At 43.5% G+C, this 23,353-nt stretch carries 22 protein-coding genes; 5 read left to right on the top strand and 17 right to left on the bottom strand.

The features are described 5' to 3' along the window. Nucleotides 1-9 precede the first annotated feature (9 nt). The 14 genes from BLQ57_RS17175 to BLQ57_RS17110 form a co-directional block, all read right to left on the bottom strand. Nucleotides 10-768 carry a cell division protein FtsQ/DivIB gene (locus BLQ57_RS17175; protein ID WP_087940824.1) on the bottom strand — a complete coding sequence of 253 codons (759 nt, stop codon included), beginning with the start codon at nt 766-768 and terminating at the stop codon, nt 10-12. Continuing rightward, nucleotides 765-2,171 (bottom strand): UDP-N-acetylmuramate--L-alanine ligase, encoded by a 1,407-nt coding sequence (murC, locus tag BLQ57_RS17170; RefSeq protein ID WP_087940825.1) that lies wholly within the window; start codon nt 2,169-2,171, stop codon nt 765-767. The genes BLQ57_RS17175 and murC overlap by 4 nt, the downstream gene beginning before the upstream one ends. Then, nucleotides 2,168-3,277: an undecaprenyldiphospho-muramoylpentapeptide beta-N-acetylglucosaminyltransferase gene (gene murG / locus BLQ57_RS17165; RefSeq protein ID WP_087940826.1), complete on the bottom strand. Its 1,110-nt coding sequence runs from the start codon at nt 3,275-3,277 to the stop codon at nt 2,168-2,170. Before murG ends, murC begins: the two co-directional genes overlap by 4 nt. Continuing rightward, on the bottom strand, nt 3,278-4,453 hold the full coding sequence (locus BLQ57_RS17160; protein ID WP_087940827.1) for an FtsW/RodA/SpoVE family cell cycle protein: 1,176 nt from the start codon (nt 4,451-4,453) through the stop codon (nt 3,278-3,280). Further along, nucleotides 4,450-5,802, bottom strand: a complete 1,353-nt coding sequence (gene murD / locus BLQ57_RS17155) for a UDP-N-acetylmuramoyl-L-alanine--D-glutamate ligase (RefSeq protein WP_087940828.1) — start codon at nt 5,800-5,802, stop codon at nt 4,450-4,452. The genes BLQ57_RS17160 and murD overlap by 4 nt, the downstream gene beginning before the upstream one ends. 8 nt (nt 5,803-5,810) lie before the next feature. Beyond that, nucleotides 5,811-7,022, bottom strand: a complete 1,212-nt coding sequence (gene mraY / locus BLQ57_RS17150) for a phospho-N-acetylmuramoyl-pentapeptide-transferase (RefSeq protein WP_087940829.1) — start codon at nt 7,020-7,022, stop codon at nt 5,811-5,813. Between the two features lies 1 nt (nt 7,023). Further along, nucleotides 7,024-8,487, bottom strand: coding sequence for a UDP-N-acetylmuramoyl-L-alanyl-D-glutamate--2,6-diaminopimelate ligase (locus BLQ57_RS17145; RefSeq protein WP_087940830.1), 1,464 nt, complete (start codon nt 8,485-8,487; stop codon nt 7,024-7,026). Beyond that, the gene (locus BLQ57_RS17140; RefSeq protein WP_087940831.1) at nt 8,487-10,595 is read right to left on the bottom strand and encodes a penicillin-binding protein; all 2,109 of its coding nucleotides are present in this window, start codon (nt 10,593-10,595) and stop codon (nt 8,487-8,489) included. Before BLQ57_RS17140 ends, BLQ57_RS17145 begins: the two co-directional genes overlap by 1 nt. Next, on the bottom strand, nt 10,592-10,975 hold the full coding sequence (locus BLQ57_RS17135; RefSeq protein WP_087940832.1) for an FtsL-like putative cell division protein: 384 nt from the start codon (nt 10,973-10,975) through the stop codon (nt 10,592-10,594). The genes BLQ57_RS17140 and BLQ57_RS17135 overlap by 4 nt, the downstream gene beginning before the upstream one ends. After that, entirely contained in the window at nt 10,972-11,883 is a 912-nt protein-coding gene (rsmH, locus tag BLQ57_RS17130; RefSeq protein WP_087940833.1) for a 16S rRNA (cytosine(1402)-N(4))-methyltransferase RsmH, read from the bottom strand. Before rsmH ends, BLQ57_RS17135 begins: the two co-directional genes overlap by 4 nt. A gap of 3 nt (nt 11,884-11,886) precedes the next feature. Then, nucleotides 11,887-12,321 (bottom strand): division/cell wall cluster transcriptional repressor MraZ, encoded by a 435-nt coding sequence (gene mraZ, locus BLQ57_RS17125; RefSeq protein WP_087940834.1) that lies wholly within the window; start codon nt 12,319-12,321, stop codon nt 11,887-11,889. Between the two features lie 389 nt (nt 12,322-12,710). Continuing rightward, complete coding sequence (locus tag BLQ57_RS17120) at nt 12,711-14,585, bottom strand: M56 family metallopeptidase (protein ID WP_087940835.1); 1,875 nt, start codon at nt 14,583-14,585, stop codon at nt 12,711-12,713. Continuing rightward, nucleotides 14,582-14,956: a BlaI/MecI/CopY family transcriptional regulator gene (locus BLQ57_RS17115; RefSeq protein ID WP_087940836.1), complete on the bottom strand. Its 375-nt coding sequence runs from the start codon at nt 14,954-14,956 to the stop codon at nt 14,582-14,584. Before BLQ57_RS17115 ends, BLQ57_RS17120 begins: the two co-directional genes overlap by 4 nt. A 104-nt stretch (nt 14,957-15,060) precedes the next feature. After that, entirely contained in the window at nt 15,061-15,867 is an 807-nt protein-coding gene (locus BLQ57_RS17110) for an SDR family NAD(P)-dependent oxidoreductase (RefSeq protein ID WP_087940837.1), read from the bottom strand. A 194-nt stretch (nt 15,868-16,061) separates the two neighbouring features. On the opposite strand from BLQ57_RS17110, the gene BLQ57_RS17105 reads away from it, so the two are divergent. The 4 genes from BLQ57_RS17105 (at nt 16,062) to BLQ57_RS17090 (ending at nt 20,641) form a co-directional block, all read left to right on the top strand. Further along, the gene (locus tag BLQ57_RS17105) at nt 16,062-17,621 is read left to right on the top strand and encodes a S8 family peptidase (protein ID WP_087940838.1); all 1,560 of its coding nucleotides are present in this window, start codon (nt 16,062-16,064) and stop codon (nt 17,619-17,621) included. A gap of 130 nt (nt 17,622-17,751) precedes the next feature. Continuing rightward, complete coding sequence (locus BLQ57_RS17100) at nt 17,752-18,858, top strand: alkene reductase (protein WP_087940839.1); 1,107 nt, start codon at nt 17,752-17,754, stop codon at nt 18,856-18,858. Nucleotides 18,859-18,906: 48 nt separating this feature from the next. Further along, complete coding sequence (locus BLQ57_RS17095; protein ID WP_087940840.1) at nt 18,907-19,677, top strand: NRDE family protein; 771 nt, start codon at nt 18,907-18,909, stop codon at nt 19,675-19,677. Beyond that, nucleotides 19,667-20,641, top strand: coding sequence for a YpdA family putative bacillithiol disulfide reductase (locus tag BLQ57_RS17090; RefSeq protein ID WP_087940841.1), 975 nt, complete (start codon nt 19,667-19,669; stop codon nt 20,639-20,641). Before BLQ57_RS17095 ends, BLQ57_RS17090 begins: the two co-directional genes overlap by 11 nt. Before the next feature lies 1 nt (nt 20,642). Here the strand turns inward: BLQ57_RS17090 and BLQ57_RS17085 are convergent, their stop codons facing one another. Both BLQ57_RS17085 and BLQ57_RS17080 read right to left on the bottom strand, forming a co-directional pair. After that, complete coding sequence (locus BLQ57_RS17085) at nt 20,643-21,158, bottom strand: hypothetical protein (protein ID WP_139162782.1); 516 nt, start codon at nt 21,156-21,158, stop codon at nt 20,643-20,645. A 44-nt stretch (nt 21,159-21,202) separates the two neighbouring features. After that, complete coding sequence (locus BLQ57_RS17080; RefSeq protein WP_087940843.1) at nt 21,203-21,829, bottom strand: NHL repeat-containing protein; 627 nt, start codon at nt 21,827-21,829, stop codon at nt 21,203-21,205. Nucleotides 21,830-21,938: 109 nt separating this feature from the next. Between BLQ57_RS17080 and BLQ57_RS17075 the strand changes: the two genes are divergently transcribed. Continuing rightward, nucleotides 21,939-22,673 carry an RluA family pseudouridine synthase gene (locus BLQ57_RS17075; protein WP_087940844.1) on the top strand — a complete coding sequence of 245 codons (735 nt, stop codon included), beginning with the start codon at nt 21,939-21,941 and terminating at the stop codon, nt 22,671-22,673. A gap of 341 nt (nt 22,674-23,014) precedes the next feature. Here BLQ57_RS17075 and BLQ57_RS17070 read toward each other — a convergent pair. After that, nucleotides 23,015-23,353 (bottom strand): transposase (locus tag BLQ57_RS17070; RefSeq protein ID WP_139162729.1); only part of this gene is annotated, 339 nt, incomplete at its 5' end.

Genomic DNA, 23,353 nt, shown 5'->3' with positions numbered 1-23,353 from the left:
CCCAAGCTTTTATTCACAAACAATTTGATCCTTAAATTTTACACTTACCCGACTATAGGCATCCCAGCCTTTTCTCGGTAAAATTTCCTTGTAGAAAATTTTGATTCGATCGAATTTGTCAGCGATATTTTTCGCATCTCCAAATTCAATCACCTGCTCTCCCACCTGCTGATACATCCGAATATCCGACGGCGAGTTCACCTCCAAGCTGATGATCTGCGCACTCCAAAATTCGTCACCGGTGATAAACTCTATCAACTCCATCAAATCAGGCATTTCAATGCTGATATCGCCTTTATCCATCAGCTTCTCTGCATAGTCACCCTCCAGTATCAATACCCTACTAGTATAGGATGGTGAGGTCGGCACTACTCTTCCCTCTGTTGTGATGTAGCCATCAGCAGCCAGCGGCCTGGCTATTCGAGCGATGGGTTGATACTGCTGAATTTCAAGATGAAGAATTCCTTTTTGTCCGACCGTCGCATCCACGGCTTTTACAAAAGGGTGGCCCGAAATCCTATTTTCCACCTGCTTCAAGGGCACCTCCTCCAATACAGCTCCCACCTTCAAATTGGGAAAGCTTTCCTTCAAAATCCTTCTGATTTCATTGTCTTCGACGAAGTACACTCCACTTTGCCCATCTATGGAGATTTCCATCCCCTGATAGGTTTTGTAGAGGCTTTGCTTTTCTACGAAGCCTATAAAACCGACCAGTACAAGACTGAGAGTCACAAAAACGGCGATCTTTTTAATTCTAGCTCTCTTCATACCTCATTCTGATTAATTCCTGAACGTGTAAAGGAGGCTATTTCAGGTACCAGACGATCAATATCACCGGCACCGATAGTCACCAACAATTCAGGATTTCTAGATTCCAAATACTCCAAGAGTTCGGATTTGGCCAATACTTGCTTGGTCTGAGCCTGAATTCCCTCAAGCAGCATAGAAGAGTTCACTCCTGCAATGGGAAGTTCCCTAGCTGGATAGATCTCCAGTAAAATCACCTCGTCGGCCAAAGAAAGACTCTCTGCAAACTGAGGTGCAAAATCACGCGTGCGAGAAAAAAGGTGTGGCTGGAAAACCACTGTCAAATGCTTGGCAGGAAACATCGCCCTGACCGAACTTAAGAATGCTCTTATTTCCTCAGGGTGGTGGGCATAATCATCGATAAACACCTTCCCACCTTCATTGACATGGATCTCAAATCTTCTTTTCACACCCTTGAAAGTCTTCAATGCTTCACGGATTTGATCCGGAGAAATACCATGGGTCAAGGCAATTCCAATCGCTACAAGTGCGTTTTCGACATTGTGAAAACCAGGAATAAACAGCTCCAACCCCTTTATTTCAAGATTTTTACCGATGTAGTCAAACACAAAAGAACCTGGTCTAGCCTGGATATTTTCTGCATGGATTCCTTCGCTTCGAAGCCCATACATGCTTACTCTTTTTTTAGGCAAATCTGCATCTCCTATCTTCTGTGCAGCACCTTGTTGAATATACAAGCGCCCTTTTTTCTTCAGCCTTTTGATGAATTCTTTGAACCCATCGAGAAGGTGATTTTCATCCCCATAGATATCCAAATGATCTGCATCCACACTTGTGATGACTGCTTCATTGGGAGAAAGTCTCAAAAACGAGCGGTCAAATTCATCTGCTTCTACCACCATCAGGGCATCGCCCTTTTGCTGATGCATCACCAAGTTGGACTGGTAGTTTTGTGTGATTCCGCCAAGAAAGGCTATGATGGACCTTCCTGATGATTTAAAAATATGAGTGATCATCGAGGAGGTCGTGGTCTTACCGTGGGTACCTGCTACAGCAATACTATAGTAGGCCTCACTTAAATCCCCCAAAACTTCAGAGCGCTTTTTAAGCTCAAAACCTTGCTGCTGAAAATAATTGAGCAGCTTGGAATCCTTAGGCACGGCAGGAGTCCAGATGATTAATGTCTTTGATTTATCTGCTAAAATACCCCCTGGAATAGCTTCCAACTGATCTTCAAACCCTATCTGAATTCCTTCTGCTATCAAATCGTCAATCAAAGGTGAAGGCGTCTTGTCGTATCCAAATACTCCATAGCCCTCCCGATGAAACCAACGGGCTAAAGCACTCATGCCTATCCCACCAATTCCTAAGAAATAAACGCTATGTAGGTTTTTGAAACTCACGCTACCAGTTTTTCGATTTCATTTACTATAGTTTCAGCTGCATCTGCCTTGGACAGCATTTTTATATTTTTTCCTAGTTGCTCTGCAAAAACCAAATCCCCCAAGACCTCATCCACAGTGATTTTTAATTTGCCCACAGCCTCTCCGTCTCGGAGCAAAACTGCTGCCTCACGACTGACAAAGGCCATCGCATTTTTGGTCTGATGATCCTCTGCCACATTGGGAGAAGGAATGAACACTACAGGCTTCCCTACCAAAGCCAACTCAGAGACTGACAAAGCCCCTGCTCTGGAAATGATAAGATCCGCAGTAGCATAGGCTAAATCCATTTCCCGGATAAATTCCCTAAGGTGAATGTGCCTCAAACTGGTCTTATTAAGCGCCTCCTGCATGGCTTTAAAATAGAATTTGCCCGACTGCCAAAGCACTTGATACCCTCCTTTTTCAAAGGCCTCCATATCTTTAAGCACGCCTTGGTTGAGAGTTCTAGCACCCAAGGAGCCCCCCAATACCAGAATAGTTTTTCTCTCCGAGTCTAATCCAAAATGAGCTATGCCTGTGGATTTTTTTCCTTCGAGATGGAGTAGATCCTTGCGAACAGGGTTGCCAGTCATCACCAAGTTTTCCTTTGGGAAAAACTGCTCCATATTGGGATAAGCCACACAGATTTTTTTGGCCTTTTTAGCCAAAAGCTTGTTGGTAATTCCTGCATAGGAATTTTGTTCTTGGATCAGCGTAGCAATGCCTTTGCTCTGAGCGGCATACAACACTGGACCACTGGCATACCCACCCACACCTATTACAGCATGAGGTTTAAAATCCTTTACAATCCGGAAGGCCTGTCTCAGGCTTTTAAATAATTTTATGGGAAAGCTAAGATTGGCGAGAGTCAGGCTTCGTTGTAGCCCAGCTACCGGTAATCCAATAATGGAATAGCCAGCCTCGGGTACTTTTTGCATTTCCATCTTGCCCAATGCCCCTACGAATTGAATCTCCGAGTCAGGGTGACGCTCCATCCACGCATTGGCAATAGCGATCGCCGGGTAGATATGTCCTCCGGTACCTCCACCACTGATCAAAAGGCGATATGTATCCTGATGGCTCACTTAGGCTAATTTCATTTTAGGTCTATTCATAGCAGATCCAGTCTGCATTTCATCTTGATGGTCTCCTCTACTTACGCTGAGAATAATCCCCAAAGAAATCCCAGTGAATACCAGAGAGGTCCCTCCCATACTCAAAAGCGGCAATGGCAAACCGGTAATTGGGCCAAGTCCTACGGCAACCGCCATATTGATCAGAGCCTGTATCACCAGCGCGAAACTCAATCCTGCGGAGAGCAAGCCTCCGAATGCCTTGTTGGAATTGGCTACGATACGCATCCCTCGATAGAGCAAAGCGAGGTAGAGAAAGAGTACCGTGACTCCTCCTATCATACCGTACTCCTCGATGATAATGGCGTATATAAAATCCGAATAGGGATGAGGAAGAGAGTTTCGCTGTTCCGAATTTCCCGGGCCTTTGCCTGTCACTCCACCCGTGGCAATAGCGATGTAAGATTGCTCAGCCTGAAAAGGAATTTTATTTTCATCCGAGAATGAAGCTGTATAGTCTTCTATTCGGGATCGGAAAGTATCACCTCTTTGCCCCAAGAAAATGGCAGCGGTGAGACCTAATGCTCCTACCATCACCACCAAAACCAAATACTTCATGGGCACCCTACCGATGAACATAATCAACAAGCAGGTACTCAATAATAAAATGGCTGTTGACATATTGGCTAGGCCTATCAGTCCGGAGATTAATCCTATCGCAATGATGATAGGCAAAAAGGTGCTTTTGAAGTCCTTAATGTTATTTTGACGCTTCGCCAACATGGCCGCCAAAGCTGCAATCAATGCCAATTTCGCCAAATCTGAAGGCTGAAATGCCTGATTAATCACCGGAATGGTCAACCATCTATTGGCTTCATTGATATTGGACCCAAAGAGATAAGTGATCAATAGAAGCGGCATAGATAAATACATAGCCAAGCGGGCGTAGAGGGCATAACTTCGGTAAGGAACCTTATGCGCCAGCCACATCACGACTAATGAAGCAAATACCAAAGCGGAATGCCTAAAGAGGTACAATTCCGTATTACCGCCGGCATACTTGTAGGCCAAAGAACCCGTGGCGGAATACACCACTAGAATACTGAAAAGGGAAAGCAAAATCACGATGGCCCAGATAATTGGGTCACCTTTGAAATGCTCATCTATCCATGTTTTAAACTGGTTCATGCGTTGGATTCTATTTTCAAACTTTTTACTGCTTCGCGGAATTGATCCCCACGATCTTCATAATTTCTAAACAGGTCAAAACTAGCGCAGGCCGGAGATAGCAGGACTACTTCCTTCTCGTTGGCCAGTTCCAAACCCCATCGTACCGCTTCTTGGATGCTTTGTGTTTCTTTGATTTCAGGAATCACCTCGTCAAATGCAGTCTTCAATTTTTGATTATCCTTGCCTAAGCAAATCAGCGCCTTTACCCTTTTTTCTACTAGCTCTTTGAGCTGCTCGTAATTATTTCCTTTGTCTACACCTCCAGCAACCCATACGATAGGCTGCTCGAAGCTCTGAAGAGCATAGCTTGTAGCTTCGACGTTGGTTCCTTTACTGTCATTGATAAAATGGACTCCATCTACTATATCGACGAGCTCCATTCTGTGCGGTGCGTTTTTAAAGGTCTGCAAGCCTTTTTCCAATGAGGAAAGTGGAGCTCCGGCCAGTCTCACCGCAGTAATAGCAAAAAGCGCATTGAGTTGATTGTGCTTTCCTTGAATAGAAAGTGAACTCATTGGAATACTCACTTCTTCTCCATTCATGCGTAAAATCAAAGCACTATTCTGGAAATAGGCTCCATTATCGCCTTGTTCCTCTAGAGAAATCCAAAGCTTTTTTGAGCGGATTTTTTTCTCAGCCAAGCCCTTTTGGCTGAAAAGGTCCTCTTTATAGAAGATCGAGAAATCAGCTGCTTTTTGATTTTGAAATAAGCGGAACTTTGAAGCGACATATCGATCCATCTGATACTCGTATCGGTCCAAATGATCCGGAGTGATATTAGTCAAGATGGCTACAAAAGGCCTGAAAGCCTGCATTCCATCTATCTGAAAACTACTGCACTCAATCACCCACCAGGCGTGATCTTTCTGCACCAATTGAGCGGCCCAACTCTGCCCCACATTCCCTGCTAAACCCACGTCAAACCCGGCCTCTTTCATCAAGTGATAAGTCAGTAAAGTGGTGGTGGTCTTCCCATTTGTCCCCGTAATGGCGATGACCTTGCCATTGGTAAAATGATGGGCAAACTCCAACTCATCCACGACGGCAATTCCTTTATCAAATGCTTTCTTAATGATGGGCGATTCGTAAGAAATACCTGGACTTTTGATAATCATATCGGCATCTAGGATTTTCTCTTCCGAGTGCTTCCCTTCTTCATAGGATATGGCATTGGCCTCCAAAAGAGCCTTTCGCTCCTTTGAAATACTCCCCAGCTCTGATACAAAAAGGTCATAGCCCACCTTCTTGGCGAGCAGTGCTGCTCCCAATCCGCTTTCTCCGGCTCCTATGATGGCTATGGTTTTCATTTGATTTCTTATCTCAATTTTAGTGTCGCTAGGGTAATGACCGCCAGAAGTATTCCGACGATCCAAAACCGGGTTACAATTTTTGCTTCAGGTATATTTTTCTTTTGATAGTGATGGTGAAGTGGAGACATCAAAAAGACCCTCCTGCCCTCACCGTATTTCCTTTTGGTGTATTTGAAGTAGCTCACCTGAATCATCACGCTTAGATTTTCTACTAGAAAAACACCGCACATAACAGGAATTAAAAGCTCCTTGCGTAGCGTCAAGGCTAAAACCGCTATCACTCCTCCGAGCATCAAAGAGCCCGTATCACCCATAAAAACCTGAGCCGGATAAGCATTATACCAGAGAAAACCCACACAAGCTCCAATAAATGCGGAGGCAAAAATCACGAGCTCCCCGGAGTTGGGGATATACATGATGTTGAGGTATTGTGAGAAAATCGCATTACCACTCAAGTAGGCAAAAATGGCGATGGTCAAGCCAATGATAGCAGAAGTCCCCGCCGCCAAGCCATCTATTCCGTCTGTGATATTTGCCCCATTTGATACTGCCGTGATGATAAAAATCACCACAAAAATGTAGAGTACAGGAGTCATGCTTTCTCCCAAAAAGCCCAAAATCGTCTCGTAATTCAGCTCATTGTTTTTGGTGAATGGAATGGTGGTCTTGGCCACTTTCACATCTTGATAGGCAGGTGTCTCTACAACACCCTCTTCGATTGATACAGGGTTTTGAAACTCCCTAATCACCACATCCTCATGAAAATAAAGAGTCGCTCCTACAATAATTCCAATCCCTACCTGACCGATAATCTTAAATTTTCCGGCGAGCCCTTCTTTATTTTTTCTGAAGACCTTGATATAATCATCCAAAAAGCCAATACCTCCCAGCCAAACAGTAGTGACGATGAGAAGAATGATGTAAATATTATTCAGATCCCCAAAAAGCAAAGTGGGAATCAAAATAGCTGCTATCATCATCAATCCTCCCATAGTAGGAGTGCCTTTTTTCTGATTCTGACCTTCTAGCCCGAGATCCCTCACCGTCTCACCGATTTGACGGTTTCTGATCCAATTGATGATTCGATGACCAAAAGTGATGGTAATGATCAAGGATAAAAGTGCCGCCATTCCTGCTCTAAATGAGATATAGCGAAACACCCCTGCTCCAGGGATATCCAACACTCGATCCAAATAGTCAAAAATCGGTTCTAACATTCTATTTTTTGGTCAATTGATTTAAAAACTCACTCACTACTTCTGCATCGTCAAAATGATACTTGACACCTTTTATTTCTTGATAGTCTTCGTGTCCTTTACCGGCGATTAAGATGATATCACCGACCTGGGAAAGCATACAAGCAGTTTTAATGGCTTCTTTGCGGTCCACAATAGTGAGCGTTTTGCGCAGATCGCTAGGTCCCACTCCAGCTTGCATGTCTTGAAGGATTGCTTCCGGCTCCTCAAACCGAGGGTTGTCAGAAGTCAAAATCGCTTTGTCACTTTCCTGCACAGCAAGCTTTGCCATGATTGGACGCTTTGATTTGTCACGATTGCCTCCACAACCTACCACTGTGATCAATTGCTCTCCACCAGTGCGTACCCCATTAATTGTCTTCAATACATTCTCAAGCGCATCGGGGGTGTGGGCATAATCCACAATCGCAGTGACTCCTCCTATCGAGATTCGATCAAACCTTCCTTTTGCTCCACGAATTCCTGAAAGCACCTGCATCACCTCATCTTCATCTTCCCCCAAAAGAACCGCCACCCCCAGCACACCCAATAGATTATAAGCATTGAAATCACCGATTAAGCGAAACCAAACAGGCTTTCCGTTGATGTCCAGCTCCAGCCCTTCCAGCGTATTCGACAGTACTTTAGCTTTAAAATCTGCAGGACTCTTCAAAGCAAAGGTTTGTGGAGTTGCCTTACAGTTTTGCAGCATCACTGCGCCTCTTTTGTCGTCTCCATTTACCAATGCAAAAGCATCCTTAGGCAGATCATCAAACAACTTCTTCTTAGCCTTGATGTACTCCTCAAAAGTCTCATGATAATCGAGATGATCATGGCTGATATTAGTAAATACCGATCCGATCAATTTCAAACCTGCAATCCGCTCCTGTACAATAGCATGAGAACTCGCCTCCATAAAACAATGCGTACATCCCGCATCCACCATTTTTCTGAGCAGTGCTTGTACGCTGACTGCATCGGGAGTGGTATGCGTTGCAGGTAGAATTTCCTCATTGATTCTGTTCTCTACAGTGGAAAGCAAACCCGTGCTGTAGCCCATCGAAGTAAATAACTGATGCAGCAAAGTCACCGTGGTGGTTTTGCCATTCGTACCCGTCACTGCTACTACTTTTATGGAGTGAGAGGGGTTGTCATAGAAATTAGATGCCATTACCCCTAAAGCCTGGGAGGCTTTTTTGACTTGAACCCAAGTGATTTTCGGGGATTTATTTTCAGGTAGACGCTCACATACTATGACCCTTGCACCTGTGTCGACGGCCTTATCGATAAAATCATGGCCATCCACCTGAGTTCCCGGAATGGCAACAAAGAGCGAACCCTCTTCTACTTTTCTACTATCAAAAACAATATTCTTCACTTCCACTTCCATATCACCGGTAGTGGACACAAGGGAGACTTTATATAGTATGTCTTTTAGTATGGTCATTATCCCAAGACAAGATTGATGGTGGAGTTGGGAGACAACTTAGTCCCCGCATCGATGGACTGACTGATCACTAGGCCCTTTCCACGATAACTCACATTGATTCCTTTATTTTCTAGTATAAATAGCGCATCTCTAAGTGGAAGCCCCGATACATCCGGCACGGTAGCCTGTTCGGTATTATTTACTTTCCACTGGACTTTGTCAGATTGTGCGACAGCTTGTACCCATTCTTCGGTTTGGACTGGATTGGATTTAATACCCAAGACTTCAAGTACTTGGTAGATTTCTTCTCCTCTGCCTGCTTTCACCACAGGCAGCTGTGACCCGGAAGCATCTGCTCTCAAGATTTCTGCTGCTGAGCTAGGGTTCAATTCTATATCCAAAGCATAAATCCGGTCTGCGATTTCCTTGAAAACCGGGGCAGAAACATCCCCGCCGTAAGCGGCAAACCCAGTAGGACTATCGATCACTACAATCATGGAATACTTGGGACGATCTGCCGGAAAATATCCTGCAAAACTCGTGTAGTACTTTTGAGTATAGCGTCCATCCACGATCTTTTGAGCAGTCCCTGTCTTTCCGGCAATTTTATAGTCTGCATTAGCAATATTTTTCGCGGTACCTCTATCGACCACTCCGATCAAAAGCTCTTGCAACTGCTTTATTGTCTTTTGGGATGCGATGCGGTTCCGGATTTTTTCCGTTCCAAATTGCTTCTCCACTCGATTCCCTTTAGCAATAGCTTGCACGATATACGGCTTGACCATGACACCGTCATTGGCTACTGCATTGTACAGTGCCAATGTATGGATGGGATTCACCTTGCTTTCGTAGCCTATTGAAATCCAAGGAAGCGAAGTTCCATACCAATCTTTGGCGCCGGGCTTTTTGAAAAAAGGCTTACCTTCTCCAGCCAACTGAAACCCAAAAGGCTCACTTAGCCCCGTCTTTTCTATGTAGGCCATAAACTTCGACGGACTTGACCCAAAATGCTCATCTACCAATTTGGAAATTGCCACATTGGAGGATTTTTCAAATGCCTCTCGGATAGTGATCGTACCAAAGCCTCCATTTTTTGCATCACGCATGGTTTGGTTGTAAAATCTATGAGAGCCTGTTCCTGTCTCGATTTTCTCTTCCAAACTCACTTTATTCTCTTCCAATAGCGCTAGCATAGAAAGCAACTTAAAAGTCGATCCCGGCTCAGTATTGCCCTGATCACCTATAGCGTAATTGTAATTTTCACCGTAGGTGGCACTTCCCTTATTTTTTTGCAAGTTGGCGATGGCTTTGATCTGCCCTGTTTTCACCTCCATGACGATGACCGAACCAAAAGCCGCATCTCGGCTGATCAACTGTCTGAGTAGGGCCTTCTCCGCCACATCCTGAATATTGACATCAAGGGTTGTCAAGACATCGTAGCCATCTTCAGGCTTGATATCTTCTGCATCGAAAACAGGCTTCCAAACTCCTCCGGCCAAGCGCTGGAAAAGAGCCTTTCCATCTTGCCCTCTGAGGTACTCATTAAAGCTGTATTCTATGCCTGCTCCGTATTCGTTTTCGTTTAAAAAGCCCACGGTGCGACTTGCCAGAGAATTGAAAGGTCGATAGCGCTTTTCTACTTTCTCGAAAAGTACGCCTCCTCCTAACCTTCCATCTCGGAAAATCGGCCATTGCGACATTTTCTGCATATCCTGATAGCCTACCTGCTTACGATTGAGGACAATGTAGCGCTTATTGTCCCGTCGGGCATCTGTAATCAGACGCTTGTAAGCACTGGCAGATTTGTCTTTATAATAAGAGGAGAGAAATCTAGACAGGGAGTCTATTCCAGCATTGTACCGTTCAGACTTGGCTATCGTAGGATCCATTGCCAATCGATAAAAAGGCAAGCTGGTCGCCAAAAGGCTTCCATCTCCAGCATAAATATTACCTCGGGTGGCTGGGACTTCCCGGTATTGAAAATTGATCGTCTCGGCTTTTTGTCGCCATTTATCACCCTCATCAAACTGAATAGTCGCAATACGCATAGGTATCGCAGCTGTTGCAAGCGCAATCAGGATAAAGATTATCCTTACTCGGAGCACTATGGAACGCTTAATATTCAATTGGCTATGGTTATCTTAATCGGTGGATGCTCTAACTCTACTATTTCTTGTTTGGATACTTTTTTGGCCAACTCCGACTGCATACTGCTAAACATGTATTCCGCTTCCAGAGTGGTCACATCAGCCCTTAGATCCTCTACATCTTGCTGCACTTTTTCGATCTTTCGGACCATATTATCTGCTCGGTGATTGCCCCATATATAGATCAATCCCAAAAAAACCACGAAAGCAACTGGAGGCACAAACTGCACCGGCACCCCCTCCCCAAGGAATCGGGTGACGTCAAGTTTCTCTTCTATCCAGCTGAAAATAGTCTTTCCAGACCCTATTTTAGGCTGATTTCCATTTTTCAGTTTCTTTCTAAAGGCATTCTGACTCATAGTTTTACCTTTTTTGCGATTCTCAACTTGGCACTACGTGCTCGAGGATTTGTCTCGATCTCTTCAGCATCAGCTACCACCGCACCCCGACTGATAGGCTCCAATGGGCGAATGGGATTTCCGTAAAAATCCTTTTCCAATTCTCCATGGAATTTCCCTTTTTGGATCAAGTTCTTGACCAATCGATCTTCTAAGCTATGGTAGCTCATCACAACCAATCTGCCCTCAGGCTTCAGAACCTCCACTGCGGCCAGGAGCATTTCTTCCAATGCACTCATTTCATCATTGACTTCGATTCGAAGCGCCTGAAATACCTGCGCGAAGTATTTAAATTCCTTTCCTCTTGGAGCAAATTTTTTCAGGAAAGCGGTAAAGCCTTCTGTACTCGAAAAAGGTGACTGATTTCGCTCGGAAACGATAGCTTGAGCAAGAGTTTTAGCATTTTTTACTTCTCCATACATGCCCAAAATCCGATGAAGTTTACCCTCGTCATAGGTATTCAAGACCTCTTTGGCACTCAAGGATGCAGATTGATTCATTCGCATATCCAACTCACCCTGAAACCGGGTCGAAAAACCTCTACCAGGCACATCGATTTGATGCGAGGAAATACCTAAGTCAGCTAAAATGCCATCTACCTGACGAACACCGTAAAGGCGAAGGTATTTTTTCAGATCCCGAAAATTGGCCTGCACAAAAGTAAATCTGGAATCATCCGGCACATTAGCCATAGCATCCTCATCCTGGTCAAATCCATAGAGATGCCCACCCTCTAATTGCTTCAAAATTGCCCGAGAGTGCCCACCTCCACCAAAAGTCAAGTCCACATAAATCCCGTTGGGATCAATAGCCAAGCCTTCAATGCATTGGGTAAGCATCACTGGGATATGGTACACAGCTGCTGTCATGGCTTATGAGAGGTATTTTTCCATCAATGCGGACAAATCCGCCGGATCCGGCATGACGTGTTTCGCATGATTTTCAGGATTCCAAATCTCTATTCGTGTTCCGTTTCCGGCTACTACTATTTCTTTTTCGAGACCCGCATAGGCCTGAAATGATTTTGGTATCAAAAGCCTGCCTGCACTATCCAACTCCACATCGACTACCGTATTGAAAAATGCCCGCTGAAGGGCGCGCTGCTCAGGATTATTAATGTTCAAGGATTTGATTTGATTCTCCAACTTTTTGTATTCCACCATCGGATACAAAGCCAGACATCGGTCCTCTGCCATCCGAAGCATCAAAGTAGTCCCATTGGCCTCTGGAATCGCTGCCTTAATCTTTGCCGGCAGCGCCAGACGACCTTTCGGATCTAGCTTACAATCGTAATGGCTGTTGAACATTTCTTCCTAGTGCTTTTTCGAGTTTTAAGTAAAAACAAAAGTAATAAAATGATTTTCACATTCTACCACTTTGCCCCACTTTTTCCCACTTTGGACTAAAAGTAGCCAAAAGATTGATTCTACCCAATAGTTTTACAAAAATTTCTTGGATTTTTTACTTGGTTCTCAATTGATTAGAATCAAGTCAAGGCAATTTAAAAAAGTCTGATTTTGAGGAGAATTACACTTTTTTAGCAATTGGTAAGAGGTTAGACTCAAACCTGAAAAAAGAATTTGAAAAAAAGTGGGAGAATTTCCCAAAAAAATTTAACCCTAATCATCACTAGCAGTTACACGCAAAAAAGCCCCGATCATCGACCAGGGCTTTTTCAAAGGCATCAACACACAAATTAATTATCTTTTGCTTTCTTCATTTTTTCGAGTTCGGCTTCGAGTGATTTTTTGAACTCAGCCATCTTTTCGGCGTTCTCCTTTTCCCAAGCTTCCATCTTTTTCCGGAATTCTTCCATTCTTGGTTCATTAGCTTCTTGCCACTCTTTCATTTTAGCACGAAACTCCTCCATTCTTGGGGCTTGAGCTTCCTGCCAAACCTTCATTTTTTCTTCCCATTCTTTCATTTTCGGAGCCATTTCTGCTTCCCACTCTTTCATTCGCTCGTTCCAACGCGCAGATTGCTCTTCCATCTTTTTGCTAAAATCCTTCATCCCTTCCTCGTGCTTTTTTTGCAAGTCCTTACGCTCTTTTTCACTCAGCTCTGTGGTGTCCGAAAAGAAGAACACACCCGGTCCCTTTCCCTCAAATTCAAAAACAAAGGGAGGTGAAGGCGGAGAGAAATTCAGTTCAAAACCCTCAAGAAATCCTTCCGGAAAAGGAGGCATTGGCGGCATAGGAGCCATCACGATGCTAGGGAAATCTTCCAAATCCATTATGGGTATGTCTTCCAATTCTATGACATTGGCGGAGTTGATAAGAGTATCGCCATTTACGATTAGTGTATCTCCTTTCATCCTGTAAACAAAAGAATTATTGTTTCCACGCTGTCGAATGACCACTCGATTACCCTTTTCATCTATCCATTCTTGCCCTTCTCTTTCTTCATCGATCAGGATTATTTCTTTCTTCCCTTTCTCTGTGGTATCTGTAGAGACTGCTTTTGCCTGCGGCATCATATCCGAGAAGGCATCCAACATAGGGTTTTCTAAGGAAATTTCGGGAAGAATTTCGTTTATGGACTTTTCGTCTACTTGCTGTGCTGCTGTAATCAAGCTCGCACTGATAATCAATGATAAAATCATAGGAATAGTGATTATAGGGTTTTGTGGATAGTTTTGGGCTGGAAGTCCCAGCATTCTTCGGATTCGGTTTAGTGTGGGATTTCTTTTTTTGGCTGCTGCCAAAGCTAATTCGGGGCTATTTTCTTTTGCATAATGTATCACTTCGGCCAGTGCTTCAGCGAGCACTTGAGGAGCCACGCCAGAAGCAATAGCCAAGTCATCTGTGGCATTTTCTCTAAGCTCCTTGATTGTCTGATTGATCCACCAAAAGCAGGGGTGGTAGAAAAAGAGTACTTCCATGATGGACTGCATCAAGTTGATCAAATAATCATTTCGCTTGATATGGGCGAGTTCATGTGCCAAAATAGCCTCTAGATGCTTTAGTGAAAGCTGAAAAATCAAGCCAGCAGGAATCAAAATCATCGGCTTGACCACGCCCATTGCCATAGGAGAGAGCCCGTCGGAAGTAATTTTTAGCTGAGGCAATTTAGCTAGTCCTATTTTACGCGAAATCCCCTCAAATATGTCCTCTAGGGAGCTCTCTTTATTTCTCTGACTATGGAGCCGAAGATGCCTGACTGCTGACAAATTGGTAAATAATCGAACCAAAAAAAGTAGTGACCCGAAAAACCAGATGTTGACCAAAAATGGAAGTTGATTTTCTATCCAAATTGTGAAATTTGACAATAAAGTTGGACCTTCAGTGGGACTCATTTGAGTATTCCAATCCATTAATACCGCTACAGAAGAGAGGCTGTCCGAGGAATTCAAACTCAATTCATAACACAAGGTCATTACGCTTGTCAAAAACCCAAAGCTAAGAGACATTAATGCCATCTTGTATTTGAATTGCGGCGACTTATGTACAAATATTTTAAGACTTCCCCATAGCAATGCCGCCAGGATGATCCATTGCCAAACGGAATGTACCAAGGTCCAACCGAGGACCTGAAGTAAACTTTCGGGTAACCAGTCGTTCAATAAATTCATGATTTCTTTTGGGCTAAGTCATCTAAAAAAGCACGAATTTCATCGATTTCCTCCTGAGAGGGATTGTCTTGACCTAGGGCTTGCATCACCAAATTTTTGGCAGACCCTCCAAAAGCTGTTGTCATCAGGTTTTTCAACAGGGACTTTTGAGTATCTCCTTTTTTGATCTTTGGCCTGTAAATATGAGTCCGATTCTGATCGTCTCTATCCAATAATCCTTTGGCATGCATGATCTGCATCATTTTTAAAGTAGTGGTGTAGCCCGTTTCCTTGGTTTCTGCCAGTTTTTCGTGAATCTGTCTGACGCTTGCTTCTTTCATTTCCCAAAGCAGAGAAAGAATCTCCAGTTCAGCTTCTGTTGGTTTATTCATAGCGAGTTATACGATAGCTTTCGTACAAAGATATACGAAGAGAATCGTAATTCCCAAAAAAGTACGACAACAATCGTATTAAAAATTCTTAAATTACTGATTAGCTACTCCTTACGGATAGCATTTATTCTATTTTTTCCTTTTTGATGAAGTTTATCCCTAAAGACATCAGTCCAGAAGGGCCAGTTCCCTGCGATTTTGGCGAGCCACCCTCTCCTCTTTGGGATACATAGAAGAGGTTGTGGCTTTTTCATCAGTTTTAAAACCGCATCGCGCACTTCTTCTACTGTCAAGACCTTTGCTGACCCACTAAATGACAAGGCTGCTTCCTCTGGAAACTGAAGCTGCAAATCCAGCATAGGTGTAGCCACCAAGTCGGGACAGAGCACTGATACGTCCACACCATAATCTTTTAACTCTTGATGGATTGCCATCGAAAATCCACGGACAGCAAACTTGGACGCCGTATACAAGCTCAAACCTGGTACGGGGGCCAAGCCTGCTAGAGAAGAAATGGTAATGATATGTCCAAACTCCTGATTTTTCATCTCTCTTCCTATCAGCGTACTGCCTAGCATACAGCCCTTGGCATTGACATCCATATGAAAGTCAATCGCCGAGAGTTCGAAATCCGTCAAAAATCCAGGCTGCAATACTCCTGCGGCATGTATCAAATGAGAGATCGGCTTATGCATTTTTTGAGCTGAGCGAATACAGCTCCTCCAAGTAGCTTCATCCTTCACATCTCCCAGCAACAGATGCAACTCTGGACTTGATGAGAAATTTTCAAGCAGGGATTGCTCGGACCGATCGATGAGAATCATGGGAAACCCAAGGTCTCTAAAATAGTGAGCAAGTGCTTTGCCGATGCCGCTACCTGCACCAGTGATGACGATTAATGTTGGGTTCATTTTTTGGGGTGATAAACAGTCAAGTTGAGAAAAAAATATGAAAGTCTATTTTCCATATGTAAAAAACTAAAAAACGTAAATGAAAACCATATTTAATTTGTAAAATTAATTTTTCCCATATTTTTATTTTGTTTTTTGTATTTTTTATGAAATAAAATATAAATTACTTGCCTAAACCATCAACTAATTAAAAGATGAAACATTTTAAAAATTTCACAAAGGCCAAATGGTTTTTACTTTTTGGTCTTGCATTTTCTGTTTTTGCCTGTACGGATACAGAGCAAACTATCAATTTGACAGATGCGGAACTGGCAGTAAATAGCCAGGAATCCGAGCTTATTCCGGGGAGGTATATTGTGGTATTGAATGAAAGTAATATTCAATTCAGAAAAACCAATGACTACGAAATTGCCCAAGCAGGGATGCGAGTAGTAGCCAATGATTTTGCAGCTCGATACAATTTGGAGGAAACTCAAATAGATCGAGTATATGGTAGTTTGATTTCTGGATTTGCTGCAGAGCTCAGCCAAGAGCAGCTGCGTAAATTGGAAAGTGACCCTAAAGTCAAATACATAGAGCCAGATGGGGTAGTCACCAAGTACTCTACCACTCAAACAGGTGCTACCTGGGGGATTGACCGGATCGATCAAGCCAATTTGCCCCTCGATGGTTCTTATACCTATAATTCAACCGGTCAGGGAGTCACGGCTTACATCATTGATACAGGAATCCGCACAGACCATGTGGAGTTTGGTGGTCGTGCCCAGCGGGGTTATGATGCTTTTGGAGGAAACTCAGAAGACTGTGATGGGCATGGTACCCACGTAGCAGGAACAGTAGGCGGAACTGTCTATGGAGTAGCCAAAAATGTAACGCTTGTATCTGTACGCGTTCTTGATTGCAATGGGTCCGGGACTTTTAGTGGAGTAATTGCCGGAATGGACTGGGTAATAGCAAACGCTTCTGGCCCTTCAGTTGCCAATATGTCTTTAGGCGGAGGATCAAGCTCAACTGTAAACAATGCCGTTAGTAGAATGTACAATGCAGGTGTACCAGTCATCGTGGCTGCAGGAAATTCAAATACAAATGCATGTAATTCTTCCCCTGCTGGCGCTGCAAATGCTTATACAGTAGGCTCCACTACTTCTTCCGATGCTCGGTCTAGTTTTTCCAACTATGGAAGCTGTGTAGATATATTCGCACCGGGGTCCGGCATTACAGCAGCTTGGTACACTAGCAATACAGCCACAAATTCAATCAGCGGCACCTCCATGGCCTCTCCTCACGTAGCAGGCGTAGCAGCTTTGTTTTTGGAAACCAATCCAAACGCAACTTCACAACAAGTTTATGATTTCATTAGCAACACTTCCACAAAAGGTGTGGTGACTAACTCCAATTCGGCTAACAATCATATGCTCTATTCTCTAGGAACTACAGGTGGAGACAGTGGCGGTGGAACAGATCCAGAGCCAGACCCTGAGCCAGATCCACAGCCGGATCCAGAACCAGAAGATCCTACTGGGATAGACCTATCTGCTAATGGATTTAAAGAAAAAGGACGCTGGGGAGCTAACCTCTCCTGGTCTGGAAATACAGGTTCAGTAGACATTTACCGGGATGGAAGCAAAATCGCTACTGTTTCAGGAGGTAGCTACACAGACCAGACCACTAATCGAGGCGGCGGTAGTCTTTCTTATCAAATTTGCGAAGCAGGAACATCCACTTGCTCCAATGAAGTGACGGTAAACTTCTAACCTCAATAGCAAAGCCTTTCAAGCCACCGAAGTTGCCTTCGGTGGCTTTTTTTTTGACTAGACGAACTTTAAGAAAATCGGATTAGTTGTATATACATAGAATTCACAAAACTAAACCGACTATAATTTTATGAGTAATCAAGCACTTTTATCTCCACTTACAATGGGAGATCTGAATCTTAGAAATCGTGTGTTCATGGCTCCTATGACACGAAGTCGTGCGAATAATCCAGAAAATGCACCTTTTGATATTCACGTCAAGTATTACCAACAGCGAGCTTCATCGGGTTTGATCATCACAGAAGGATCTCAAATATCCAAGAAAGCAGTAGGCTATATCAATACACCGGGAATCTACTCTCAAGCTCAAATCGACGGTTGGAAAAAAGTAACTCAAGCTGTCCACGAGGAAGGCGGTCACATTTTTATCCAACTTTGGCATGTGGGTAGAATTTCGCACCCTGACTTTCATAATGGAGAGCTACCCCATGCACCCTCAGCAATCAATCCCAATTCAAAATCTTACACTCCTCAAGGCTTCAAAGAAACGGTCGCTCCTAAAGAAATGACCTTAGAGGACATTAAGCAAACTATCGAGGATTTCAAAAATGGCGCTAAAAACGCAATGGAGGCTGGTTTTGATGGAGTGGAGATTCACTCTTCCAATGGCTATTTGCTCCATCAGTTTTTCAACAACTCTTCCAATCAGCGGACAGACCAATATGGTGGAAGTATCGAGAATAAAACTCGAATACTATTCGAAATCATCGATGCCATCAAAGAAGTCATGCCGGAAAACCGAATCGGTCTGCGCCTGAATCCTTCTCTTCACGGAGCCTTTGGGATGGAAGCCGATGAGGAGACGATCCCCACCTTCGATTATATTGTGAACAAACTCAACGACTACAATTTGGCTTATTTACATTTATCTGAGCCATTTACGGATGTTTCAGATGTTGAATTTTTGGAATCCAATATTGCAAAACGTTATCGTCCGATATACCAAGGCACCCTAGTGATCAATAGTAACTTTGATCAAAAGAGTGGAAACCAAGTGATTGAAGAAGGATTGGCTGATGCAGTTGCTTTCGGCAAGCCTTTCATTTCCAATCCTGACCTTCCTGAGCGCTTTGCCCAACATGCGCCTTTGGCAGATTGGGATCAAGACACCTTTTACACCCCTGGTGAAAAAGGATATACCGATTACCCTAGCCTCGAGGAGGCAAAAGTTGATTAATTCACCCCAAAGGCCGGTTTTTCCGGCCTTTGTTTTATCTTTAAGTCCATGTGCCTAGTAGCCTTTTCCTGGAAAGAACAGTCTGAATATCCGCTGATCATCTCTGCCAATAGAGATGAGTTTTTTGAGCGGCCTACGGCAAAACTGCATCAATGGGATACTGGCTTTTTTGGTGGAAAGGATTTAAAAAGCGGCGGAACTTGGATGGGTTTTCATCCCAATGGGCGTTGGTCCCTTTTGACCAATTATCGGGATTTTAGAAAAATGGGGCATGGAGAGATTTCCCGTGGTAAATTGGTTCAGGATTTTCTAGAAGACTCCATTTCTCCTGAAGAATATCTTAAGGCAATCGAAAAGGAAAAGGATCGCTATGAGGGCTTTAATCTGCTCGTTTCTGACGGACGAGACCTTTTCTATTTGAGCAATTTCGGAAAGGGAATCAAAGAGATACAACCCGGGCTATACGGATTGAGCAATGGACTGCTCAATGAATCTTGGCCGAAAACCGAATTGGCTAAAAACCAACTTGAAAGTACACTGGATAATGAATTTTCTCATGAGACCCTATTGGCAATTCTGAAGTCCAAAGAAACCTATCCCCTAGAAAAGCTTCCCGATACCGGAGCGCCTAAAGAACTGGAAATTGCGCTTTCGGCCCAGCTGATCCGGGCAAATGGAAATTATGGGACCCGCTCGGCAAGTGCTATTCTGTGGAACAAATCCGGAGATATTTCTATTACAGAAAGGAGCTTTGACTGGAATGAGCAAGATTTTAAGGATACCCTAGAGCAATTCAAATTAGATAAAAATGAGCGATAAAATTTTTGATGTAATTATTGTCGGCGGAGGACCAATCGGATTAGCCTGTGGTGTAGAAGCTCAAAAAGCAGGATTGGAATATTTGATCCTTGAGAAAGGCGCTTTAACTAATTCCATCTACAACTACCCGATCAATATGCGCTTTTTCTCTACCTCGGATCGCTTGGAGATGGCCGGCATTCCCTTTATGTCGGTAGAAAACAAACCCACTCGCACCGAGGCCTTAGAATATTATCGAAGAATTTATTTTCATTTTAAACTCAAGGTCAATCTTTATGAAGGAGTAAAAACCTTGGAAAAATCAGGGGAACATTTCCTGATCACCACCTCAAAAGGTGAATACCCAACTCGAAAAATCGTTTTGGCCACCGGTTTTTATGATTTACCGAACTTGATGAATGTGCCTGGAGAAAATCTTCCAAAAGTCATGCACTATTATAAGGAGCCTTGGCCTTTTATTGCCCAGAAAGTATTGGTAGTCGGAGGCGCAAACTCCGCGGTGGATGCCGCATTGGAAACTTGGCGCAAAGGTGCCGAAGTCAGTATGGTTTTGCTCGGAGATGAAGTAGATGAAAATGTGAAATATTGGGTTCGCCCCGATATCATGAATCGAATAAAAGAAGGCTCCATCAAGGCCTTTACCCGCTCCAAGGTCAAGGAAATCAAGGATCATGAAGTAGTCATCGCCACACCCGATGGAGACATTACGATCGAAAACGACTTCGTACTGGCAATGACGGGCTACAAGCCCAATTTTGCGCTTTTGGATCAATTGGGAGTGGAGTTGTCCTTGGACGAGAAACGCCAACCTTGCTACGATCAAGCCAATCAAGAGTCCAATGTGCCGGGCGTTTACCTAGCCGGAGTGGTATGCGGGGGCTTAAATACACGCGAGTTCTTTATCGAAAATTCCATTGTCCACGCAAAGTCAATTATGGCGGATATTGCCAAAAAATTGAATTGAATCAATCGAATTTGAGCGCTCCCCAATAGACAGTAAATTCTTCAGCTTCTTCTCCGGGATTGGGTTTTTTCATCCAGTGGATTTTATCCTCGATGATTTGAAAGCTTTCATAATGCATCGGTGGAAAATCAACAGGAAAAACATTTGCCTCTGAATCCAAAAATACCGTTTTTGGTCTTGTTTCGGCGATAATTTGTTTAAACCCGTCGGCTGTTGCTTCCTTATTTATATACCGGGTATAGTTGTCTTCATCCAATGGGCGGGTACTGTAACTCAGCAAAAATCCATTTTCTACAGCTTCCAAAGCTTGGATCCGAGCAGGAAAAGGCTCGGTAGATTGATCCGTGATTTGAGCCATTTGAATTTGCCCTACTTCCCATCCTTTATTTTCTTCAAAACCGGGAAGCTCAATTCTTTTGCTGGATTCCAGTTGCGGCTCGCCATCATTCCAAGCATAGGTATAAAGCACGGGCTCGTTTTGGAAAACCACAAAGAGTTTATTCGCGGCTTCATCCACCACAAATCGAGGTCTGAAATCTTCAAATGGAAAAACTTTCCCACTCAGGAATTTTGAACCTTCAGGAAAGGATAGATCAGGCGATGTTCCCCAGTTTCCAGATTTGTCAAGACTAAGTTTTTTCGATTCTTAAGGTATTCAGCGGTATAATCTTGCTCGGCTTCTAGCTTATCTAATGAATAGAGATTGAATTTCTCTTCCTGTATAGTAACCAACTCATTGACTCTAAAAAGATTAAAAGCTCCTCCAAAACTCCACTGATTGGCTACAGGACTTGCTCTTTTGATCAATCCCCCATCTTTGGTAAAAATCAGCAAACCCTGATTCGGATCCAACAGCACTAGTTCACCGGAATCGGAAATATCCAGATTGCTCACTGCCATGGAAAATGCTCCAGGGACATCCCCTGTTTTGGTCCATTTATTTACCAAATCCCCTGTCTCTCGATCAAATACATAAATCGTCGAAGCTGGAGCATCTCTAAAAATCAAGTGATCCTTATCCCCATCTTGAAAAATAAAGGTGGAAGCGAGAATATCTTTCACTACAGTCGAATCTTCAGCGACCAAACTGATTTCATTAGGTTTGATCTCAACCTGTGAATTCTCTTCTTTTGGACTGCAGTAGAAAAGTGCAACTAGCAGTAAAGAAAAAGTCCAAGAATACCTCATTGTAAGTTAGTTTAGTTCTTCAAGTTTACTAAAAAATAATTGAAGCCCAACTCATAATAAAATGGAATAAAAACCAACTAGCTACAAATTCCCTACCTTTGCAGAACTTATGAAAAAGCAGCCTTTTAACGTCGTCTACGAAGACAATCATTTACTTGTGGTCAATAAAGCCGCGGGAGTTCTCGTCCAAGGGGATAAAACCGGAGACAAAACCCTCACCGATTATTGTAAGGATTACATCGCCAAAAAATACGATAAACCCGGAGCAGTTTTTTTGCATCCTGTCCACCGATTGGATCGTCCCGTTAGTGGTTTGGTGGTTTTTGCGCGGACAAGCAAAGGTCTCGAGCGGATGATGGAGCTTTTTCGCAAGCGGGATATTCATAAAGTCTATTGGGCGATCGTCAAAAAACGTCCTAAAGAAGAAATGGGCAAACTGACGCATTGGCTAACCAAGGACGAGCAAAAAAACGTCGTGACTGCTCACGAGCGAGAAGTACCGGGTTCGCAGAAAGCCGAACTCAACTACAAAACCCTCGGCAAACTCAATGACCATTGGCTACTCGAGGTGCGTCCCGTTTCCGGCAGACCGCATCAGATTCGAGTGCAATTGGCTTCCATGGGTTGTCCGATTCGGGGAGATTTGAAGTATGGGTTTGCCAAGCCCAATCCCGATGCCAGCATCAATCTGCACGCATTTAATTTGGTTTTTGTGCATCCCATCAAAAAGGAAAAATTGTATTTACGGGCTGCGCTTCCGGAAAATGAGTTTTGGGAGCAGTTTCTGGAATTTGAGGAAATCAAAGCTAAAGATCAGCACTTGGACAATACTTTCTCGGGTTAAAAAACTCCTGCAGGAAGGAAATTGAAATACAGTTGAAACACGATTGAAATACAGTAGAAATAAGCCCTCCTTCCTCGGGTGAAATATTTCGACGTACGAAGTTAATTTTATTTCACAGAGTCTCTATTTCCCGCAGATTTACGCAGATAAATCCGCTGATTTCGCAGATATCTCACCATCATCATCATTAACCTTTTGAAAGTTGCTCCTCTTTGGGAGAAGGTTCAATTACCATCTTGCTCGAAGAAGGAGAGCCATTCTTAGCCGTGAAAAAGGGGAATGGAAATACGATTGAAATATAGTAGAAATAAGCCCTCCTTCGTCGGGGGAAATATTTGGCTCTATGTGGAATATAGTGGGTAGTCGAATTTGAGTTTCCCAGCAATGAAATAAATCATGTTAATGTAGTTGTCAATGTTCCTGTACCCTCTGGCTCTTTTTTTGGCTAACTGTATTTTGGAATTAATGCCTTCGAGGACTCCGTTGTTTAAATTGGTTTCTGTATAGCTTACAATTCCGAACCAATGTGCCTGTATGGTTTTGGCCGCCTCCATGAACGGGAATATCTTGGATTCTTTTACAAGGTCACACCAATAGGAAAGGTATGCAGCAGCCTCTTCTTTGTCCTTAAAGTCCCAAAACTCGTTGAACAGTTCTTTGAGCCTATAAGCATTGGAAAT

The organism is Algoriphagus faecimaris, assembly GCF_900101705.1.
Taxonomy (GTDB): Bacteria; Bacteroidota; Bacteroidia; order Cytophagales; family Cyclobacteriaceae; genus Algoriphagus; species Algoriphagus faecimaris.
The sequence above is the reverse complement of the archived record's forward strand: the minus strand, read 5'-3'. Positions and strand labels throughout refer to the sequence as shown.

Bases quoted from the DNA above. Each gene is read 5' to 3' on its own strand.
- BLQ57_RS17090 (WP_087940841.1), top strand. From the start codon at position 19,667: ATGAGCGATAAAATTTTTGATGTAATTATTGTCGGCGGAGGACCAATC.
- BLQ57_RS17115 (WP_087940836.1), bottom strand. From the start codon at position 14,956: ATGAATAAACCAACAGAAGCTGAACTGGAGATTCTTTCTCTGCTTTGG.
- BLQ57_RS17135 (WP_087940832.1), bottom strand. From the start codon at position 10,975: ATGAGTCAGAATGCCTTTAGAAAGAAACTGAAAAATGGAAATCAGCCT.
- BLQ57_RS17175 (WP_087940824.1), bottom strand. From the start codon at position 768: ATGAAGAGAGCTAGAATTAAAAAGATCGCCGTTTTTGTGACTCTCAGT.
- BLQ57_RS17100 (WP_087940839.1), top strand. From the start codon at position 17,752: ATGAGTAATCAAGCACTTTTATCTCCACTTACAATGGGAGATCTGAAT.
- BLQ57_RS17105 (WP_087940838.1), top strand. From the start codon at position 16,062: ATGAAACATTTTAAAAATTTCACAAAGGCCAAATGGTTTTTACTTTTT.
- mraZ (WP_087940834.1), bottom strand. From the start codon at position 12,321: ATGTTCAACAGCCATTACGATTGTAAGCTAGATCCGAAAGGTCGTCTG.
- BLQ57_RS17080 (WP_087940843.1), bottom strand. From the start codon at position 21,829: ATGAGGTATTCTTGGACTTTTTCTTTACTGCTAGTTGCACTTTTCTAC.
- rsmH (WP_087940833.1), bottom strand. From the start codon at position 11,883: ATGACAGCAGCTGTGTACCATATCCCAGTGATGCTTACCCAATGCATT.
- BLQ57_RS17075 (WP_087940844.1), top strand. From the start codon at position 21,939: ATGAAAAAGCAGCCTTTTAACGTCGTCTACGAAGACAATCATTTACTT.
- mraY (WP_087940829.1), bottom strand. From the start codon at position 7,022: ATGTTAGAACCGATTTTTGACTATTTGGATCGAGTGTTGGATATCCCT.
- BLQ57_RS17145 (WP_087940830.1), bottom strand. From the start codon at position 8,487: ATGACCATACTAAAAGACATACTATATAAAGTCTCCCTTGTGTCCACT.
- BLQ57_RS17095 (WP_087940840.1), top strand. From the start codon at position 18,907: ATGTGCCTAGTAGCCTTTTCCTGGAAAGAACAGTCTGAATATCCGCTG.
- BLQ57_RS17120 (WP_087940835.1), bottom strand. From the start codon at position 14,585: ATGAATTTATTGAACGACTGGTTACCCGAAAGTTTACTTCAGGTCCTC.
- BLQ57_RS17160 (WP_087940827.1), bottom strand. From the start codon at position 4,453: ATGAACCAGTTTAAAACATGGATAGATGAGCATTTCAAAGGTGACCCA.
- murD (WP_087940828.1), bottom strand. From the start codon at position 5,802: ATGAAAACCATAGCCATCATAGGAGCCGGAGAAAGCGGATTGGGAGCA.
- BLQ57_RS17110 (WP_087940837.1), bottom strand. From the start codon at position 15,867: ATGAACCCAACATTAATCGTCATCACTGGTGCAGGTAGCGGCATCGGC.